This window comes from Ensifer sp. LC11 (assembly GCF_001695835.1).
In the GTDB taxonomy this organism is placed as follows: Bacteria; Pseudomonadota; Alphaproteobacteria; order Rhizobiales; family Rhizobiaceae; genus Ensifer.
Genome location: NZ_MBSO01000004.1, coordinates 32,103 through 50,171, shown reverse-complemented (window position 1 = coordinate 50,171; position 18,069 = coordinate 32,103). Strand labels below are relative to the sequence as shown.

18 protein-coding genes and 2 tRNA genes are annotated in these 18,069 nt (G+C 62.3%); 10 read left to right on the top strand and 10 right to left on the bottom strand.

Translation table 11 applies throughout. The features are described 5' to 3' along the window. The first annotated feature begins 11 nt into the window (after positions 1-11). A complete protein-coding gene (locus BBX50_RS30670) occupies positions 12-806 on the top strand; it encodes a hypothetical protein (protein ID WP_244513267.1) in 795 nt (264 codons plus the stop codon). 163 nt (positions 807-969) lie between these two features. Here the strand turns inward: BBX50_RS30670 and fabI are convergent, their stop codons facing one another. Genes fabI through fabA form a run of 3 tightly spaced genes read right to left on the bottom strand, consistent with a single transcriptional unit; the run spans position 970 to position 3,565 of the window. Then, entirely contained in the window at positions 970-1,776 is an 807-nt protein-coding gene (gene fabI / locus BBX50_RS03005; protein ID WP_065773850.1) for an enoyl-ACP reductase FabI, read from the bottom strand. A gap of 4 nt (positions 1,777-1,780) precedes the next feature. Continuing rightward, entirely contained in the window at positions 1,781-3,004 is a 1,224-nt protein-coding gene (gene fabB / locus BBX50_RS03000) for a beta-ketoacyl-ACP synthase I (protein ID WP_065773849.1), read from the bottom strand. 45 nt (positions 3,005-3,049) lie between these two features. Then, positions 3,050-3,565: a 3-hydroxyacyl-[acyl-carrier-protein] dehydratase FabA gene (gene fabA / locus BBX50_RS02995; protein ID WP_065773848.1), complete on the bottom strand. Its 516-nt coding sequence runs from the start codon at positions 3,563-3,565 to the stop codon at positions 3,050-3,052. A 320-nt stretch (positions 3,566-3,885) separates the two neighbouring features. On the opposite strand from fabA, the gene irrA reads away from it, so the two are divergent. Next, complete coding sequence (irrA, locus tag BBX50_RS02990; RefSeq protein ID WP_065773847.1) at positions 3,886-4,308, top strand: iron response transcriptional regulator IrrA; 423 nt, start codon at positions 3,886-3,888, stop codon at positions 4,306-4,308. Positions 4,309-4,378: 70 nt separating this feature from the next. Here irrA and BBX50_RS02985 read toward each other — a convergent pair whose 3' ends face one another. Together BBX50_RS02985 and BBX50_RS02980 are read right to left on the bottom strand one after the other, a co-directional pair. Next, positions 4,379-5,014, bottom strand: coding sequence for a trimeric intracellular cation channel family protein (locus BBX50_RS02985; protein ID WP_065773846.1), 636 nt, complete (start codon positions 5,012-5,014; stop codon positions 4,379-4,381). Positions 5,015-5,081: 67 nt separating this feature from the next. Further along, a complete protein-coding gene (locus tag BBX50_RS02980) occupies positions 5,082-5,870 on the bottom strand; it encodes a YdcF family protein (protein WP_065773845.1) in 789 nt (262 codons plus the stop codon). Between the two features lie 199 nt (positions 5,871-6,069). Here BBX50_RS02980 and BBX50_RS02975 point away from each other — a divergent pair, with 199 nt between their 5' ends. Then, positions 6,070-6,384 (top strand): hypothetical protein, encoded by a 315-nt coding sequence (locus BBX50_RS02975; RefSeq protein ID WP_065773844.1) that lies wholly within the window; start codon positions 6,070-6,072, stop codon positions 6,382-6,384. 32 nt (positions 6,385-6,416) lie between these two features. Here BBX50_RS02975 and BBX50_RS02970 read toward each other — a convergent pair. Continuing rightward, a tRNA-Ala gene (locus tag BBX50_RS02970) sits at positions 6,417-6,492 on the bottom strand. Positions 6,493-6,691: 199 nt separating this feature from the next. Further along, positions 6,692-7,084 (bottom strand): TIGR02300 family protein, encoded by a 393-nt coding sequence (locus BBX50_RS02965; protein ID WP_065773843.1) that lies wholly within the window; start codon positions 7,082-7,084, stop codon positions 6,692-6,694. A 284-nt stretch (positions 7,085-7,368) separates the two neighbouring features. Between BBX50_RS02965 and aroA the strand changes: the two genes are divergently transcribed. From aroA to rpsA, 4 genes are all read left to right on the top strand, one after another. Beyond that, on the top strand, positions 7,369-8,715 hold the full coding sequence (gene aroA, locus BBX50_RS02960) for a 3-phosphoshikimate 1-carboxyvinyltransferase (RefSeq protein ID WP_065773842.1): 1,347 nt from the start codon (positions 7,369-7,371) through the stop codon (positions 8,713-8,715). A 68-nt stretch (positions 8,716-8,783) separates the two neighbouring features. Then, positions 8,784-9,545 carry a hypothetical protein gene (locus BBX50_RS02955; RefSeq protein ID WP_320410522.1) on the top strand — a complete coding sequence of 254 codons (762 nt, stop codon included), beginning with the start codon at positions 8,784-8,786 and terminating at the stop codon, positions 9,543-9,545. Then, positions 9,542-10,180, top strand: coding sequence for a (d)CMP kinase (gene cmk, locus BBX50_RS02950; protein WP_065773841.1), 639 nt, complete (start codon positions 9,542-9,544; stop codon positions 10,178-10,180). The genes BBX50_RS02955 and cmk overlap by 4 nt, the downstream gene beginning before the upstream one ends. Before the next feature lie 165 nt (positions 10,181-10,345). After that, the gene (gene rpsA / locus BBX50_RS02945; RefSeq protein ID WP_065773840.1) at positions 10,346-12,052 is read left to right on the top strand and encodes a 30S ribosomal protein S1; all 1,707 of its coding nucleotides are present in this window, start codon (positions 10,346-10,348) and stop codon (positions 12,050-12,052) included. Positions 12,053-12,148: 96 nt separating this feature from the next. Here rpsA and BBX50_RS02940 read toward each other — a convergent pair whose 3' ends face one another. Further along, a complete protein-coding gene (locus BBX50_RS02940; protein WP_065773839.1) occupies positions 12,149-13,765 on the bottom strand; it encodes a hypothetical protein in 1,617 nt (538 codons plus the stop codon). A 347-nt stretch (positions 13,766-14,112) separates the two neighbouring features. On the opposite strand from BBX50_RS02940, the gene BBX50_RS02935 reads away from it, so the two are divergent. Further along, positions 14,113-14,442 carry a DUF6665 family protein gene (locus tag BBX50_RS02935; RefSeq protein ID WP_065773838.1) on the top strand — a complete coding sequence of 110 codons (330 nt, stop codon included), beginning with the start codon at positions 14,113-14,115 and terminating at the stop codon, positions 14,440-14,442. Here the strand turns inward: BBX50_RS02935 and BBX50_RS02930 are convergent, their stop codons facing one another. Both BBX50_RS02930 and BBX50_RS02925 read right to left on the bottom strand, forming a co-directional pair. After that, positions 14,443-15,201: a hypothetical protein gene (locus BBX50_RS02930; protein ID WP_065773837.1), complete on the bottom strand. Its 759-nt coding sequence runs from the start codon at positions 15,199-15,201 to the stop codon at positions 14,443-14,445. Between the two features lie 183 nt (positions 15,202-15,384). Further along, positions 15,385-15,924 (bottom strand): BA14K family protein, encoded by a 540-nt coding sequence (locus BBX50_RS02925; protein WP_065773836.1) that lies wholly within the window; start codon positions 15,922-15,924, stop codon positions 15,385-15,387. A gap of 311 nt (positions 15,925-16,235) precedes the next feature. On the opposite strand from BBX50_RS02925, the gene BBX50_RS02920 reads away from it, so the two are divergent. After that, positions 16,236-17,663 (top strand): phosphomannomutase, encoded by a 1,428-nt coding sequence (locus tag BBX50_RS02920; RefSeq protein WP_065773835.1) that lies wholly within the window; start codon positions 16,236-16,238, stop codon positions 17,661-17,663. Between the two features lie 77 nt (positions 17,664-17,740). Then, positions 17,741-17,827 (top strand) — tRNA-Leu (locus BBX50_RS02915). Positions 17,828-18,069: the final 242 nt, after the last annotated feature.

Here is an 18,069-nt window from a genome sequence, read left to right as displayed (position 1 = left end):
GGGAGTGTAGGATGGAAGCCAAAGCGCAGGCGTGGATGCCTCTTGGTGGCAGGGTCCGACGCGGGCTCAAAGGGGCATTGCTGTCGATCTGCCTTGTTGTCTCCGGCCCGCTGGGTGCGCAGACGACAATGGCGAACGAGCAGGAGATGCGGTTTGTCGTCGTGCGATCGAACCAGGCCGGTTGCGAGCCGACATGCCCGGAATGGATTTCCGCTGCAGGCACCATCGGTCCGAAGACGCCGGCCCTGCTGAAGGCAACCTTGAAGACGCTCGCCGGGCGCAAGCTGCCCGTGGTTCTGCGATCGCCCGGCGGCGACATGGCGGCTGCGATGGCAATCGGCCGCCTCATCCGAAAGAGCAAGCTGAGCGTGGCGGTGGGCACGACCGTTTTCGTCGGATGTCAGCGGGATCAAAAGGACTGTACCGCAAACGACGACAAGGGAGCCGACTATATCGGCAAGGCCGTTTCGCTTGGAGCTTGCTCGCAGGCATGTACGCTCGTCCTTGCATCCGGCAATCGACGGCTCGCGGGAGAAGGGACGATCGTCGAAGACATTCCAACGCTAGCCGGAAACGATGCCGGCACCCGGAAACTCGTGGCCTACTACGGTGAAATGGGCGTTCGATACGAACTCCTGGCTGCGAACCCGAAAGGCGAGAGCAGCAACCCCGATCATTGGCAAATGTTCAAGGCGCTGTTGGTGACGAGCACGCTTGCCGTCGATCAATTGGTGGATGCCCAGATCTGCCGAGGCACGCCCGCGCCGGACAATTGCCGGGTCTTCACGACGATGGACCTGGAATAGCCTTCTCTCAACGGAGAGAACCGGCGCCGGATGTCGTCGACAGGTCCTGTCGCCACGTCGCCCTGCGGTAGTGCGCCGGGCGATTGCACGAAAAAGCCCCAGCAAATGCGTCGCCGGGGCTTTTGGATTTGCCTATGTTCACGCTTGGTGACGGTGGACGATCTTACTCCGCGTCGGCGGTTCTCAGCGCGTCAAGCGCCGGCATCGACGTGATGTTGTAGCCGGAATCCACATAGTGGATCTCGCCGGTGACGCCGCGGGACAGGTCCGAGAGCAGGTAAAGCGCCGAATTGCCGACGTCGTCGATGGTGACGGTGCGGCGCAGCGGCGAATTCTTCTGCTGCCAGGAGAGCATGGCCCGGGCATCGGAAATGCCGGCGCCGGCAAGGGTGCGGATCGGGCCGGCCGAGATCGCGTTGACGCGGATGCCGCGCACGCCGTAGTCGGAGGCGAGGTAGCGCACCGAGGCTTCCAGCGCCGCCTTGGCAACACCCATGACGTTGTAGTTCGGCATGACGCGCGTCGAGCCACCATAGGTGAGCGTCAGCATCGAGCCGCCGTCATTCATCAGCTCTGCCGCGCGCCTGGCGATCTCGGTGAAGGAGAAGCAGGAGATCACCATCGTGCGGCTGAAATTGTCGCGCGAGGTGTCGGCGTAAAGGCCCTTCAGCTCGTTCTTGTCGGAAAAGCCGATCGCATGCACGATGAAGTCGAGCTTGCCCCAGCGCTGCTTGATCGCATCGATCACGGCATCGACGGAGGCGATGTCCTCGACGTCGCAGGGAAGCAGGAAATCGGAGCCGACTTCGGCAGCAAGCGGCTTGACGCGCTTGCCAAGCGCTTCGCCCTGGTAGGTGAAGGCGAGTTCCGCACCTTGCGCTGCAAGCGCCTTGGAAATGCCCCAGGCAATAGAATGGTTGTTGGCCACACCCATGATGAGGCCACGCTTTCCAGTCATCAGTCCCGTCATGGTTTTATCCGTTATAGCGCTGGAAGACGAGCGTTGCGTTGGTGCCGCCGAAGCCGAACGAGTTCGACAGAACCGTATCGATCTTGGCGTTGTCGATGCGCTTGCGAACGATCGGAACGCCATCGAATTCGGGGTCGAGTTCGGTGATGTGCGCGCTTTCGCCGATGAAACCTGCCTGCATCATCAGGAGGCCGTAGATCGATTCCTGCACGCCTGCAGCGCCCAGCGAGTGGCCGGTCAGCGACTTGGTCGACTGGATGTGCGGGATCCTGTTGCCGAAGACCTCGCGGATCGCGCCGATCTCCTTGCTGTCGCCGACAGGCGTCGAGGTGCCGTGGGTGTTGATGTAGTCGACCTCGCCCTTCACCGTCGAGAGCGCCTGGCGCATGCAGCGGATCGCGCCTTCGCCGGACGGAGCCACCATGTCGTAGCCATCCGAGGTCGCGCCGTAGCCGACGATTTCGGCGTAGATCTTGGCGCCGCGGGCCTTGGCGTGCTCCAGCTCTTCAAGCACCAGGACGCCGGCACCACCGGCGATGACGAAGCCGTCGCGGTTGAGATCGTAAGCGCGCGAAGCCGTTTCCGGCGTGTCATTGTACTTCGACGACATGGCGCCCATGGCGTCGAACAGGTTGGACATGGTCCAGTCGAGGTCCTCGTGGCCGCCGGCAAACATGACGTCCTGCTTGCCCCACTGGATCATCTCCGCCGCATTGCCGATGCAGTGCGCCGAGGTCGAGCAGGCCGACGAGATCGAGTAGTTGACGCCGTGGATCTGGAACCAGGTGGCGAGCGTCGCGGAAGCCGTGGACGACATCGCTTTTGGAACCGCGAACGGGCCGATGCGCTTCGGGCTGACGTTCTTGCGGGTGATGTCAGACGCTTCGACGATGGTGCGGGTCGACGGGCCGCCGGAGCCCATGATGATGCCGGTGCGTTCGTTGCGGGCGATGACCGCCTCTTCGAGGCCGGAATCGGCGATCGCCTGCTTCATCGCAACGTGGTTCCAGGCACCACCCTGCGACAGGAAGCGCATGGCGCGGCGGTCGACGAGCTCGGTCGGATCGAGCGACGGGGCGCCCCAGACCTGGCACTTGAAGCCATTCTCGGCGAAATCGGGAGAAAACGTGATGCCCGACTTGGCATCGCGCAGCGACGCCGTGACTTCGTCAGCATTGTTCCCGATCGAGGAAACGATGCCGAGGCCCGTGACAACAACCCGTCTCATGATAGTGACCTTTTCTTTATTTCGTTCGGTGCGGCAGGTCCGGATTTACTCGGCCTTCTCCTTCGACAAGCCGACGCGCAGGTCGGTTGCCTGATAGATAGTTTCGCCATCGGCCTTTAGCCAGCCGTCGGCGGTGCCAAGCACGAGCCGGCCGCGCATGACGCGCTTGAAGTCGATTCCATATTCGAGAAGCTTGGTATGGGGACGCACCATGCCCTTGAACTTCACTTCGCCGGTTGACAGCGCCATGCCGCGACCGGGCTCGCCGAGCCAGCCCAGGTAGAAGCCGGTCAGCTGCCACATGCCGTCGAGGCCGAGGCAGCCCGGCATGATCGGATTGCCTTGGAAGTGGCAGGGGAAGTACCAGTCATCCGGCCGCACGTCATACTCGGCGCGCAGGTAACCCTTGTCGAAGGCGCCGCCGGTTTCGGAGATTTCGGTGATGCGATGAACCATCAGCATCGGCGGCAGCGGCAGCTGGGCATTGCCGGGGCCAAACAACTCTCCACGGCCGCAGGCCAGGATTTCCTCATAGCTGAAGCTGGATTGTCTGGTCGTCATGAATGGATGTTTCCCCGCGTAACAAATTGTGTTGTCCGACCTGCTTTAGAGCAAGTTTGGCTTGAAATGAAGCGTGGCGACCCGGATCTTGTCTTTTTGGTCCGGTGTTTTCCGCTCCAGATGGCGATTTCATTCCGCCGTCGCTTACAGGATCAATGTGGGCGCGACCAGAGTTAATTGCCAGCGTTCCCCGAGTTTGACCGGTTTTTCGGGCTTTGCAACGCCTGTCGGGCCTGGAATCTATTGAAAGGAGAGGGCGCAAAAGTTATATCGCAACGGAAGTATTGTGAATTTTGTCGGGATACATGGAACGACCATTGATGACGAAAGCAACAGAAGTGAGTTCGGAAGAAAGGCTGCGCCATTCCGGCCTGCGTCCGACCCGTCAACGCGTTGCCCTCGCCGATCTGATCTTTGCCAAGGGTGATCGCCACCTGACCGTCGAGGAACTGCACGAGGAGGCCGTGTTGGCCGGCGTGCCGGTTTCGCTCGCAACCGTCTACAACACGCTGCACCAGTTCACCGAGGCCGGCATGATTCGTGTCCTCGCCGTCGAGAGCGCCAAGACCTATTTCGACACCAACGTCTCGGACCACCATCACTTCTTCATCGAGGGCCAGAACGAGGTGCTCGACATTCCCGTCAGCAATATCCAGATCGACAATCTCCCGGAACCGCCCGATGGCATGGAGATCGCGCATGTCGACGTGGTCATCCGCCTGCGCCGCAAAGCTAGCCGCTGAGCCCGCCTGCAAGGCAATCTTCAAAATAGTTTGATCGCGCGTTAATGCGCCGATGGGGCAAGCGCGCCGCTTACATCACGTCGTCGGGGTCCCGGCCCGGCAGCGCCTTGCCCGTGGGCAGGGTCCAGCCGAACTTGAGTGCGCCACCGCGCACTGCGAAGGCCGAAATCACGCCGAGCGTCGATGCCGCCGCAAGTGGCAACCCGCCGATCGTCGCAAGCACGAAGGCGCCGGCGCCGATCAGCGCCGCCGTGACATAGACTTCCGGCCGCAGAAGCACGGACGGTTCTCCGGCAAGCATATCGCGAAGCACGCCGCCGAAGGTGGCGGTCAGCATGCCCGTGACGAGCGCCACCGTTGCCGAGCCCGTGGCCGCGAACCCCTTGGCCGCGCCCATCACGCTGTATGCCGAAAGGCCGATCGCATCGAGCCAGACGAGCACCCGGTAGCGCGAATCGAACAGATGCGCGGTGAAGAACAGGATGAGCGCGACCGTGGCGCAAACCAACAGATAGGTCGGGTTGGTGACCCAGAAGACCGGCGTGGCGCCGAGTACGACGTCGCGCATCGTGCCCCCGCCAATCCCGGTCACCGAGGCGAGAAACAGATAGCCGATGATATCGAGCTGCTTGCGCGAGGCCGAGAGCGCCCCGGTGGCAGCAAAGACGGCGACACCGGCATAGTCGAGAATTTCGAGGATCGGCATAGGCGCTCCGGGCAAGATTCGGCGTGTCGTTGAAGCTGGGGCATGCCGTGCCCCTGCGTCAACTCTTTCAGGGCGCGGGCAACAGCGTCTGCGTCCGGCCGAGCAGGTAGTAGGCAACGAGCCCGGTCCATTCCTTGGCAGCCGTCGTCGTCAGCTGCGCGTTCAGCGAGGGCTGGGTGAAATCGAAACCGAGCTGTACCTTGCCGCTCGATCGGTAGTCGGTCGGCCACGGCAGCACATCGATGTCGTTTGCGCGAAAGAGCGCGACCGAGCGCGGCATGTGGTAGGCGGAGGTAACGAGCGCGCACCGTGCAAGCCCGTTTGCCGTAAGCAGATCCCTGGTGTTGCGCGCATTCTCGAAGGTCGTGCGTGAATTTTCCTCGCGAACCACCCGGTCGTCCGCGATCTCGAACGCCTGGAAGAATGCCGTCGAGGCCTGCGCGTCGCCCTCATAGGCGCCGCTGATCGAGCCGTCGCCGCCGGAAACAAGGATGCGCGCGTCAGGATAGCGCTTCGCCAGCCGCACGGTTTCGATGAAGCGATCCGCCGCCTGATTGAGCTCAATGCCGCCGCGGCCGGCCATCACCTCGTTCTCGAACGCACCACCAAGCACGATGATGCAGGAAAGCGAGACTGGTGGCGCGGGGCGCGGGAAGCGGTCTTCCAGCACTTGCAGGGCATAGGAGCCCGCGGTCGTGAACAGGCTGACGAACAGCGCCAGTGCGCCGAAGCTGCCGAGGCATGCGCCGACACGCCGCCAGCCGGCTGCTGTCGCCAGCAGTCCGGCAAGGATTGCGAACAACGAGAGCGATAGCGGCTGCGCGATGAGCCAGAAGATTTTCGAGATCAGGAACATGCAAACAGCTCTGCTGCCAGATGCTTAACAAACCATAAAGCCGCAACCGTGCGCGAGGTGTACCTACGCCGACGACGTGCGGCTCGGCACTTTGGATGTGTTCGCGCAAGGTCGCGGGCGCATCATTCGCACCTGAGCGTTGCGCGGGCCACGCCGGCCACCACTTTCATTTGAAGCCGAAAGGAGTATCATCCGGGAGATGACCACGATTTCGGGCTTCAGATCGCAGCTGTTTCGTGCCGCCAATGAGGTCCATGACCTCACCCCGTTGCAGGCGCAACAGCTGCTGGAAGGCGCAGTGGCGCTGATCCGCTGCATGCGCGAGCAGACCGGCATGGAGCCGAACACCGAAGCGCCTGACGTGACCAATGTCCTCCTGGATATCGCCGGTTCCATACCCAAACGGTCCGAGCGCGAAATCCGCAACGCCTTGCTCGAATCCGCCGACATCATTCGGCTCTTGACGATGATCCTGGATTCGCTGGACGAAATGGAAAGCAGCGGCGGACCTTGAAAGTTCGATACCAATCAATCGAAAGGAAGGTTTGGTGGAGCTAAGCGGGATCGAACCGCTGACCTCTTGCATGCCATGCAAGCGCTCTCCCAGCTGAGCTATAGCCCCATATCGGGTTCCGGCGAGGCCGGTCCGGGAAGTTCGTCGGGCTGTTGTGCCTGGCGAGTGGCGGCTTATTACTTCCCCTTTTTGAGGATGGCAAGCCGAAAAATGCGTGGCCTGTGGATTTATTTTTGTCCGGGCCGATTTTCTCCCGTCCGGGCCCGAATGGCCGAGGACGGGAGCATTCCGTTGTCATTTGAAGCGCTTAGACGTCTTCTTCGTCGTCCGACACGCCGATGAGGTCGCTCATGTCGTCGTCATCGTCTTCGTCGTCGGTCTGCAGGAAGGTGTCGTCATCGTCATCGCCGTCGATCTCGACATCGTCGTCGCCGAGATCCGGCAGGTCGTCGCCGCCCGCGGCCTCTTCGTCGGCATCCTCGAGCGAAACGAGTTCGACTTCGGTGTTCTCTGCATCGACTTCCGTGACGTCTTCTTCTTCTTCCTTCTCGAGCACCTTGGCGACCGAGGTTTCTTCGAAGAAGGACAGCGGATAGGACTTGCCGGTGTAGGGCGAAACGATCGGATCACGGTTCAGATCGTAGAATTTGCGCCCCGTTTCCGGGTCGATGCGCTTTGTTCCAAGTTCCGGATTTGCCACAGTCAAAGCCTCTTGAATGGCCGGCCGTGCCGGCGCTTGCCGGCAAAGCCGGCGGGTGGAAAGGGTATCAAGCTGATGATGATTAGCCGGTCCCCATAATCGTCTTGGCTGCATCTGTCAAAGACAAAACGCCAAAGCCCCGCTGTCGCGGGCTTTCGGGCTCACGAGGATGACCGTTTCGCCGGCGTGTGCTAGTAGCGCAAAGAGAGGGCGGCGTGGTGCGCGCCTGCCCCAAACGACGCTCTTTCTGGCTCCTGCCGGTCGTATGCTCTAGAGGAAATCGCATGTCGCATGGATCGGGCCCGAGACCCGCCACAGCCCGCCGATCCGCTGACCTTCGAGGTACGATCCGCGTTCCCGGCGACACGTCGATTTCGCACCGGGCCTTGATGCTCGGTGGCATTGCCGCCGGTCAAACGCGCATCACCGGCCTGCTCGAGGGTGCGGACGTGATGGCCACGGCCAATGCGATGCAGGCGATGGGCGCTAGGATCCGGCGGGAAGGCGACAGCTGGATCGTCGATGGCACCGGCAACGGCGCACTGCTTGCGCCGGAAGCTCCGCTCGATTTCGGCAATGCCGCCACCGGCTGCCGCCTCGCCATGGGGCTTGCCGGCGTCTATGACTTCGAAACCACCTTCATCGGTGATGCCTCGCTCAGCCGGCGGTCAATGGCGCACGTGCTTGATCCGCTGCGCCAGATGGGCGTGCAGATAGAGGCTGCCGCAAGCGACCGGTTGCCGGTGAGACTTCGCGGACCGAAGACGCCGACGCCGATCACCTGCCGTTTGCCGGTCGCGTCCGCCCGGGTGAAATCGGCTGTGCTGTTGGCCGGCCTCAATGCGCCCGGCATCACCACCGTCATCGAGCCGGCGATGACCCGTGACCATACGGAACGCATGCTCCGCGGATTCGGTGCCGAACTCTCGGTGGAGATCGACGCCGCCGGTGTCCGCACCATCCGGCTTGTAGGCCGCGGCAGGCTTTTTGGCCAGGAGATCGACGTGCCCGGCGATCCGTCCTTGGCGGCTTTTCCGCTGGTCGCGGCGCTCATCGTTCCGGGCTCCGACGTCACCATCCGTAACGTGCTGATGAACCCGACCCGCACCGGCTTGATCCTGACCTTGCAGGAGATGGGTGGCGACATCGAGGTGATCGATAGCAGGCAGGTGGTCGGCGAAGACGTGGCCGATCTGAGGGTGCGCCACTCCGAACTGAAAGGCGTTGTGGTTCGCCAGGAGCGTGCCGCCTCGATGATCGAAGAGTACCCGGCTCTCGCCGTCGCCGCCACCTTTGCCGAAGGCGCGACCGTCATGAACGGCCTTGATGAACTGCGTGCGAAGGAGACCGATCGTCTCACCGCCATCGCCGTGGGCCTGAAACTCAACGGTGTCGATTGCGAGGAGGGCAGGTCTTCGCTGATCGTGCGGGGCTGCCCCGGCGGCAAGAGCCTCGGAAGTGTTTCAGGCGGCGTGGTGAAGACCCTCCGCGACCCCCGTATCGCCATGAGCTTCCTGGTGATGGGGCTTGCCTCGGAGCATCCGATTACCGTTGACGACACGAAGATGATCGCGGCGAACTTTCCGGAGTTGCTGGACCTGATGGCAGGGCTCGGAGCGAGGATCGCATGAAGTCCAAGACGCTTGCGGCACGAATGAGATGGCTGCTAACGTTTGCGGTCGTCGTTCTCCTGACGTTGTTGACGCAGATCGGCGGCGTCGTCTGGCTCGTCACTCTTGGTCTCGTGCGTCGAAGCGGAGCCGGCGTTGCTGTTTTTCTTGCGCTCTTTCTTGGGCTCTATGCAGCGGGGAGTGCACTCAGCTATGCCGTGGCCCCGATCTTCGGCCGGGTTCCGCTGCCCTGTTTTTACGACGGCACCTCGCGGCTGAAGATGCAGTCGCCTTTCTTCTGTGTCCTGAACCGCCAATATGTCGTTCCGGAACTGAAGGACGCGGCCGTCGCGCTGTCGCGGCATCTGGATCAGGCGTTCCCCGGAACGACCACCTTGGCGCTCGACGCCAATTTTCCGTTTTTCAACGGCTATCCGCTGTTCCCGCATCTGTCCCATTCGGACGGTCGGAAGCTCGATATCGCGTTTTTCTATCAGGACACCGGTAGCGGCTATCTGGATAAGGCGACCCGTTCGCCGATCGGCTATTTCGCCTTCGAGCAACCCCGTCCGGATAGTATTCTTCCATGCCGGGATCGCGAAGACCTCTTGACCTTGCGGTGGGACTTGGACTTCTTGCAGCCGCTGTGGCGGCCCTTGCCGCTGGAAGAAGGCCGCACAACAGAGGCGCTCCGCTGGCTCTCAGGCGAGGGGAGCGATTTCGGCATCGAGAAGATATTCGTGGAACCGCATCTGGCGCAGAGACTTGGCGTTGAGGCGGAGTCCATTAGGTTTCAGGGTTGCAGGGCTGCCAGGCACGACGACCACATACACATGCAGGTTGGAAAATGACATTCACCATCGCCATCGACGGGCCGGCAGCAGCCGGCAAGGGCACGCTCTCGCGCCGGATCGCCGAAGACTACGGCTTTCATCATCTCGATACAGGGCTGACCTACCGCGCCACCGCCAAGGCGCTTTTGGACGCAGGCCTGCCGCTCGATGACGAGGCAGTGGCTGAAGAGATGGCGCGCGAGGTCGAGCTTGCGGGCCTCGATCGTTCCGTGCTTTCCGCCCACGCAATCGGCGAGGCGGCCTCGAAGATCGCCGTCATGCCGGCCGTGCGCCGGGCGCTGGTCGAGGCGCAGCGCGCCTTTTCGCTACGCGAGCCCGGAACAGTGCTCGACGGTCGCGACATCGGCACGGTCGTCTGCCCGGATGCGCCGGTAAAGCTCTACGTCACCGCCTCTGCGGAAGTGCGGGCGAAACGTCGTTATGACGAGATCATCGATAACGGCCAGCCTGCCGATTACGCAGCGATTTTCGACGACGTGAAGAAGCGCGACGAGCGCGATATGGGCCGTGCCGACAGTCCTTTGCGGCCGGCCGATGACGCGCACTTGCTTGATACGTCCGAAATGAGTATAGAGGCGGCGTTTCAGGCCGCGAAGTCTTTGATCGATGCGGCCCTGATGAAGAAGATCTGAAGAAGAGCCCATCCCCGACACTGTCAGGATCGCTCTTCTTGCATAGCCTGAAATTCCGTCCACGCGCCGGATTGTCCCTTCGATGGGACGGACTGGGTTCAGGCCTGTTCAACACCAGCCCCCGGCGCATGTGCGTCTCTTATTGAGATGCATGCAGGAGATTCCATGTCTGCTACCAATCCTACCCGTGACGATTTCGCCGCCCTTCTCGAAGAATCCTTCGCGAAGACCGATCTCGCCGAAGGCTATGTTGCCAAGGGCATCGTTACGGCCATCGAAAAGGACGTCGCCGTTGTCGACGTCGGTCTGAAGGTCGAAGGCCGCATCGCTCTGAAGGAATTCGGCGCGAAGGCCAAGGACGGCTCGCTCAAGGTCGGCGACGAAGTCGAAGTCTACGTTGAGCGTATCGAAAACGCGCTCGGCGAAGCTGTTCTGTCGCGCGAAAAGGCTCGCCGCGAAGAAAGCTGGATGCGCCTGGAAGTGAAGTTCGAAGCCGGCGAACGCGTCGAAGGCATCATCTTCAACCAGGTCAAGGGCGGCTTCACCGTCGATCTCGACGGCGCCGTAGCCTTCCTGCCGCGCTCGCAGGTCGACATCCGTCCGATCCGCGACGTCACCCCGTTGATGCATAACCCGCAGCCCTTCGAAATCCTCAAGATGGACAAGCGCCGCGGCAACATCGTCGTATCGCGTCGTACGGTTCTCGAAGAGTCCCGCGCCGAACAGCGTTCTGAAATCGTTCAGAACCTGGAAGAAGGCCAGGTTGTCGAAGGCGTCGTCAAGAACATCACCGACTACGGTGCGTTCGTCGACCTCGGCGGCATCGACGGTCTGCTCCATGTCACCGACATGGCATGGCGCCGCGTGAACCATCCGTCGGAGATCCTGAACATCGGCCAGCAGGTCAAGGTTCAGATCATCCGCATCAACCAGGAAACCCACCGCATCTCGCTCGGCATGAAGCAGCTCGAGTCGGATCCGTGGGATGGCATCGGCGCGAAGTACCCGGTCGGCAAGAAGATCTCCGGTACCGTCACGAACATCACCGACTACGGTGCGTTCGTCGAGCTGGAGCCGGGCATCGAAGGCCTGATCCACATCTCCGAAATGTCCTGGACCAAGAAGAACGTACACCCCGGCAAGATCCTGTCCACGAGCCAGGAAGTCGACGTTGTCGTTCTCGAAGTCGATCCGACCAAGCGTCGTATCTCGCTCGGCCTCAAGCAGACGCTCGAGAACCCGTGGCAGGCATTCGCGCATAGCCATCCGGCTGGCACCGAAGTCGAAGGCGAAGTCAAGAACAAGACCGAATTCGGCCTGTTCATCGGCCTCGACGGCGATGTTGACGGCATGGTTCACCTTTCCGACCTCGACTGGAACCGTCCGGGCGAGCAGGTCATCGAAGAGTTCAACAAGGGCGACGTCGTTCGCGCTGTTGTTCTCGACGTCGACGTCGACAAGGAGCGCATCTCGCTCGGCATCAAGCAGCTCGGCAAGGATGCAGTCGGTGACGCCGCTGCTTCTGGCGAACTGCGCAAGAACGCCGTTGTTTCGGCCGAAATCATCGCGATCAACGATGGTGGCATCGAAGTGAAGCTCGTCAACCACGAAGACATCACCTCGTTCATCCGCCGCGCTGACCTGTCGCGTGACCGTGACGAACAGCGTCCGGAGCGTTTCTCGGTTGGTCAGGTTGTCGACGCTCGCGTCACCAACTTCTCCAAGAAGGACCGCAAGATCCAGCTGTCGATCAAGGCTCTGGAAATCGCGGAAGAGAAGGAAGCCGTTGCTCAGTTCGGTTCGTCCGACTCGGGCGCATCGCTCGGCGACATCCTCGGCGCGGCTCTGAAGAACCGCCAGAACAACGAGTAATCGGTGTCTGACATCTGAATTGAAGAACCCGCGGGGAGCGATCTCCGCGGGTTTTTCGTTTGGGGTGGATCTGACGCGCCTTCTCCCGCGCGGCGCTCAGCCGAGGCCGCCGAGCTTGCGGTAGAGATCGTAGGCGTCCGGCGCGTCGAGCATCTCGTCTGCCGCTACGACTTCGTCGGTCGGCTCGCCGCCTCCCTCTCCGTCGCTGTCGCCCTCTTCCGCGCCTTCCTCTTCGCCTGACGTGTCTTCCCCAGAGCCTCCCGGCATCTCGTGCCCCAGGTCCTCGGTGTCCGCCGCACCGTTCGCAGCGGGCGGGTAGGGGATCATGGTGAAAGGTATGGCTTCACGCGGAAGGCCGTTTTCCACCAGCCTGGCGATGACCTGCTGCATCGTCTGTTCGTCGGCGGGGCGTTGCGACCGCATGTCCGCAGATGCGCGCCGGGCGGCGTTTGCCTCGTCGGACCGATCGTCGAGCAAGGATGGCAGGACGTTGCTGCCATCCGGCGTCTGGCGCTGGCGGACCGCAGCATCGGCTCCGCGCGCGGCTGTGGCTGCGTCCTTCGCGGGCACCTGAGGCGGCGTGCCTGCCTCGTCCGTTTGCTGTGCCGTCGATCCCGGTTCGGCGTCGGTCGCGCCGCCGGGCAAAGCCACGCTGTCGCGGATAAGCGTCTTGATCGCCTCGGAAAGCACTCGCATCGAGCGGGCCTCCTGATCACCGCGATCGAGGACCGGCGCTGCCTTCCGGCCGTCTCCCTCGTCCGCATCAGGCAGTGGGCCATAGGTCCCGTCGGGATCTGGATCGTCGGCGGTGTCGGTCGCCTCCATCTCACCGGTCGCCTGGTCCTTGAGCGGCGCTGCGGCGCCATCCTCGATCGCGGCCTCGGTCTCGCCATGCCCCGTGTCGATGTTTTGCGGGGTCTCGTCGGCCTCGGCTACAGGTGCCGTGAGCGAGGTCACATCCTGGACTTCGCCTTCGCCGCCAAGCAGCGCGGCGGCGCTTTCGATCGGTGCGCCGTCCGGCGAAGTCGTCGGCGCGTTGCTCGCCCGTGTCGCGCTGCGTTCGGTCGGCTTTTCGCTTCGGCCTTTCGACGGCGCGTCCCTCGTCCCGACCTGCTCCGAATCGTCGCCCTGCGGTTGGATCACGTCGCTGTCATTGCCGACACCGAAGGTCTTGCGCAGAACCGCCTGCAGCAGTGCGACTTCGCCGGCGATGGGCGCGCGCGTGGCAGTCGGGTTGAACGGCAGCGCCGGCTGGAGCGAGGGGTTGCGCAGGATGACGTCGCGCGCCTGCGCGGGCATTGGCGTCGCAGTCCCGCGCGGCGTCGACGTGCCGTTGCGGATTGCCGGCAGTTCCGCAAGCAACCCGACCCGCATGGCGAGACTGCGGCCGCCGAGCTGGCGTTCCAGGAGCAGCCGGTCGGAGGTTGGCATCGATTCGAGGAAGGCCACCAGGCGCCGGACGAATTCCCGCCCGCCCTCCTGGGGAAGGGGCGGGAACTTGAGGATGCGCGCGAGGTCTTCCATCAGCCGGACCAGTGCGTCCTTGGAGAGGATTTCGCGGCCCGAGAGGTGCCGCGTCAACGCATCGAGGATTTTCTGTATGGCCTCGCCGCGCTGACTGGCGGGCAGCTGCGCCGCCGGCTGCTGGACCTTGGCGCTTGCGTCGTCGGCGGAGGCGGCCGTGGTTCGGGCCGTCTGGATGGGTATCAGCATTCTGGTCTCCATCTCGCTTGACCTCGGGTTGACCGATCGTCGTTGACCGACGAAGCGCGGGTGCATGCTGGAGCGCGCACCGGCTTTTGCGGCTTGCGCGCGACTTTTCTGCTTGTCACTTGCGGGTTGGCGCCTCATGCGCGTCTTGGCCCACGGGCCAGACAACCGCGGCTCGGCCGCGGATAGGGGGAATCGGCATGATGGTTGAGCTTAGCGGGAAGAGGTTTATGAAATCTTAACCATGTTTTCAGCGCCCGGCTGCCGCTGCGCCTTGTGTGCGGCGCGCCAACGCGCCATCTTTATCCGATCGCCCCAACAGGCTTCGCATCGTCTGTCAGGAGTTTCGGATGACCCTTCGTCCCCCAAAGGCCCTGAGTCCGAATTTTTCGACGGCCGGCACATTCAATGTTCTCGAATACGAGCTCATGTCCGAGCGGGCCGATGCGCTGGGCCGGCATGGGCTGAAGGTGGAAAAGGCACTTGCCGCCCTGTCGACACTGAAGGGCGATGCGGCGCCGGATCTGCGCGAGCGCCTTCTTGATGAGGCCGCCGACGCCGTCTGGGCGTTTTTCGTCCAGCGCGAAATCTGCGGCCTGCGCGACAGCCGCGATGCGGTACGCCGCTATGGCATTCCCAAGGAGGTCATGGCGCGGCTCGGTATCGTGCGCAGGAAATAGTCACAGGCTCTGGGCTGCCGGGCTGTAGAGGCCGTTCTCGTCGAAGCGGATGAAATCTTGCTGTGCAGCCTCGCGGCGTTCGGCGATGTTTTCCAGTTCGTCCTGGAGCTGGAGTGCGCGCAGCTGCTGGCTCTGTTCGGCCAGCGACTGCTTGTCGGTGCCGCGGGTCGGGTCGTTGCGCAAGCTGGCGAGCTGTGCTTCCTCGAGCGATCCGGGTTCCGCTGCACTCTCCAACCGGTCGACGGCCTTTGCGGCCTGTGCCTGGCTCCGAGGGCCCTTGTCGCCCGTTTCGCCGAGCGCGGCCTTCAGCGTTTCGTTTTCCACGCCATCCGGATTCTTGAGCGCTTGGATCAGGTCCTTTAGCGAAATGCCGAGTTTGTCGAGCCCGAGCACCTCCTCGATCTTGGTGGCGTCGCCAGATTCCAGCGCCTTCAGCTGGTTCTCGACTTCTCTTGCAAAGGCGGAGTCGGATTTGAACGTTTCGCGGTCGAGGTCGAAGTACTTTCCGACCTCGCGGATGAGCACGGCGCGGTTGTTGCTGGCATCACCCTGTGAACGATCAAAGAAATAGGTATTGATCTTTTCGTTGGCCGCCTTGCGAGCGTCGTCCGACTTGACCTGCGCCTTCAGGATCTTGTCGTCCTTCGTGCTCTTGACCTTTTCCTCTTCCTCCGCCTGCCGCTTCTCGATGTCCTTCACGATCGAGCCGACCAGGTTGGTCGTTGCGGCGGCAGCCGATTGTTGGGTCGGAAACAGCATGTTTCATTCCTGGCAGCGCTATGGAACCGTCTGAGAACGGTAAGCGGCTGCGGTTAACGGTGGCTTAATCGGCATTTACATCAAAGGCGCGATCACGGCGCGCAGAAGCCCGTCTCCTGCGGTCGCAGGGCAAGGAGGAAGCGCGAGGGATGCGGCTCTTACGCCGCACCGCCCGATGTCGTGCTACCGGTAGGGCGAATAGCAGACCCTGTAGACGCCGCTATAGCTCAGGAACCGGTTCGTCGCCGGATTGTAGGAGCGGTAGCGCGACAGGCACCAGCTGACATGCGAACCGCCGCCGCCGACATAGCGCTCGCGATAGTAGGTGTTGCCGCCATAGTAGCGGCGGGGATAGTAGTATCGGTTGTAGCCATAGCGGGGGTAGTAGCCATAACGGGGGTAATAGCCGTAGCGGGGGTAGTAACCACCACCATAACCGCCATAGTAACCGCCGCCATAATAGCCGCCTGAACCGAAGTAGAAGCTCAAGCCCGAACCATAATAGGGGCGGGCCCAGCCTCGCCGGTAATAAGGTCCCCAGCCGGAACCCCAGCCACCTCTCCAGTAGCGTTGGCGGTAGTACTGCACATCCTGGACGTCGCCTTGTGCCTTGATCTGAAGGTCGGGCGCCCGAAGCGGCATGGCCTCAACGGGGTCGACGGCGGTGATCACGGAGGCGGCGGTCAAAGCCCAGCCGATAACGAAATTGCGAAATCCCGTCATTGTGTCCTCACTTTCGGAAGGCCGTGCCTTCCGGTTGTGTCCCTGAGTGCATTACGTGTTTTTTTCTTGGTTTATTCATGGCAAGAAACGCACGGATTCCGCGACCGAAACCGATGGGCTTCCGCTCGCTCGCCGTCTCGCCAACGCTGCGCGCCGTCCTACGCGCAAAGATTGCCGCCACACTTTGAATTTCTGTATGTTCGATCCATAAATCGGCGGACCTACGGGGACCATGCCATAGGATGCGCTTGTCCTTCGGTCATGTCACCCGTGATTCTTGCCCGATTGTTTTGATGCCGGTGAGGAACGCGATGCATTTGAACTTTGGTACCAGCGGCCTGCGTGGTCTTTCTGAGGAGCTGAAAGGAGAACCCTCGGCCCGGTATGCCACGGCCTTTGCCCGGTATCTGGTTACATCCGGGCATAGCAAGCCGGGCGATCCGATCCTGATTGCGCGGGATTTTCGTGATTCGAGCCCGGAGATTGCCGCTGTCTGCGCCGCGGCGTTGTCGCGCGAAGGGCTGCGCGTGCTGGATTGCGGCACGGTGCCGACGCCGGCACTGGCGCTTTACGGCCTGGCAAATGGGGCCGCTGGCCTGATGATCACCGGTTCGCATATCCCGGCCGATCGCAACGGCATCAAGTTTTATCGGCCGGACGGCGAGATCGACAAGACTGATGAAGTGGCGATCAGCCAGATCGCGGATGGGATCGCGCATCAGATTGCGCCCGTCGCAGATGCCGGCATCGGTGAGGATCATGCCGCGCAAGCCGCTGAGCTTTTCCTTGAGAGGAACCGGACATTGCTGCCGAAAGGTACCCTTTCCGGTCTCAAGGTCGGTGTATACCAGCACAGCACGGTCGCCCGGGATCTGATTGCCGGGCTGCTGGCGTTCTTCGGTGCCGATGTCGTTGCCCTCGGGCGATCGGAACATTTCGTTCCCGTTGATACGGAAGCGGTTTCCGCCGAGACCGTCGAACGGCTTCAGGGCTGGGCGCGGGAGCACCGGCTCGATGCAATCGTATCGGCGGACGGCGATGGAGACCGGCCGCTGGTTGCCGATGAGAACGGATTGCCGTTGCGCGGCGACCTGTTGGGGTTGATTGCCTGCAGCTTCCTCGGAGCGACACGGGCCGTCACGCCGGTTACGTCGAATTCCGGCCTGGAGCGCAGGCTTTCCATCGTGCGGACCCGCGTCGGCTCGCCCTTCGTGATCGCCGGGATGCAGCAAGCGTTGAAAGAGGGGGCTGCGAACGTTGCCGGCTTCGAGGCCAATGGCGGCACACTGACCGCAAGCGCTTTCGTCGTCAACGGTGGGGAGCTCGCAGCGCTCCCGACACGAGACAGCTTCCTGCCCATTGTCGCAACGCTGGCCGCAGCGGCCGGTGCAAAGCTCTCGCTTTCGGCCCTTGCCGCTTCCTATCGGCTTCCGGTTGCGCTCAGCGACCGGCTGGAAAACTTCGCGGTCGAAACTAGCTCCAGACTTATGGCACACCTGCGCGCGAGCGAGGCAAAACTCGCGGTATTCCTGGCGCCAATCGGTCGACCGATTGCGGTCAGCGACATCGACGGGCTCAGAGTGACACTCGATGATGGCCGGATCATCCATTTCCGCCCCTCCGGAAACGCGCCCGAGATGCGTTGCTATGTCGAAGCGGAGACGGTGGAAGAGGCCGAGGTGCTGCTGGCGACCGGTCTATCCACAATCCGGCAGTGGGCAAAAACGGCTTCGAACTGAGTTTTTTGCTCACCGACACGAAAACTTCAAAATGCCTGTTGACACTTCGGTCCGAGCCTTTTACATCCCCGCTCGTCGCCCAGATGGCGGAATTGGTAGACGCGCCAGCTTCAGGTGCTGGTACTCGCAAGGGTGTGGAGGTTCGAGTCCTCTTCTGGGCACCAAATTCCCAAGCCAAATCCTTGATTTGGTTTTGAAAAACCCCGGTTCGCCGGGGTTTTTTCGTTTCCGGAACTTGGAGATACCCAGGCTTGCAGGGGGCGGTTGGTCGCCAGGCGCCGCCTGTGTTTTGCGGCAAAATCACTGCCCTTCGGTCGCTTGTTGCGGGCAAGCCAAAGTGGCCTTCGGCGTGGATGAGCGCGGACCGTTTCGGGCCTTGCCCCTTCACGACGCGCCGACAAACCGG

Excerpts from the sequence above, each read along its gene's own strand:
- fabB (WP_065773849.1), bottom strand. The coding sequence starts at position 3,004 with ATGAGACGGGTTGTTGTCACGGGCCTCGGCATCGTTTCCTCGATCGGG.
- rpsA (WP_065773840.1), top strand. The coding sequence starts at position 10,346 with ATGTCTGCTACCAATCCTACCCGTGACGATTTCGCCGCCCTTCTCGAA.
- BBX50_RS02980 (WP_065773845.1), bottom strand. The coding sequence starts at position 5,870 with ATGTTCCTGATCTCGAAAATCTTCTGGCTCATCGCGCAGCCGCTATCG.
- fabA (WP_065773848.1), bottom strand. The coding sequence starts at position 3,565 with ATGACGACCAGACAATCCAGCTTCAGCTATGAGGAAATCCTGGCCTGC.
- BBX50_RS02930 (WP_065773837.1), bottom strand. The coding sequence starts at position 15,201 with ATGCTGTTTCCGACCCAACAATCGGCTGCCGCCGCAACGACCAACCTG.
- cmk (WP_065773841.1), top strand. The coding sequence starts at position 9,542 with ATGACATTCACCATCGCCATCGACGGGCCGGCAGCAGCCGGCAAGGGC.
- BBX50_RS02920 (WP_065773835.1), top strand. The coding sequence starts at position 16,236 with ATGCATTTGAACTTTGGTACCAGCGGCCTGCGTGGTCTTTCTGAGGAG.
- BBX50_RS02940 (WP_065773839.1), bottom strand. The coding sequence starts at position 13,765 with ATGCTGATACCCATCCAGACGGCCCGAACCACGGCCGCCTCCGCCGAC.
- irrA (WP_065773847.1), top strand. The coding sequence starts at position 3,886 with ATGACGAAAGCAACAGAAGTGAGTTCGGAAGAAAGGCTGCGCCATTCC.
- BBX50_RS30670 (WP_244513267.1), top strand. The coding sequence starts at position 12 with ATGGAAGCCAAAGCGCAGGCGTGGATGCCTCTTGGTGGCAGGGTCCGA.
- BBX50_RS02925 (WP_065773836.1), bottom strand. The coding sequence starts at position 15,924 with ATGACGGGATTTCGCAATTTCGTTATCGGCTGGGCTTTGACCGCCGCC.
- fabI (WP_065773850.1), bottom strand. The coding sequence starts at position 1,776 with ATGACGGGACTGATGACTGGAAAGCGTGGCCTCATCATGGGTGTGGCC.
- BBX50_RS02975 (WP_065773844.1), top strand. The coding sequence starts at position 6,070 with ATGACCACGATTTCGGGCTTCAGATCGCAGCTGTTTCGTGCCGCCAAT.
- aroA (WP_065773842.1), top strand. The coding sequence starts at position 7,369 with ATGTCGCATGGATCGGGCCCGAGACCCGCCACAGCCCGCCGATCCGCT.
- BBX50_RS02935 (WP_065773838.1), top strand. The coding sequence starts at position 14,113 with ATGACCCTTCGTCCCCCAAAGGCCCTGAGTCCGAATTTTTCGACGGCC.
- BBX50_RS02985 (WP_065773846.1), bottom strand. The coding sequence starts at position 5,014 with ATGCCGATCCTCGAAATTCTCGACTATGCCGGTGTCGCCGTCTTTGCT.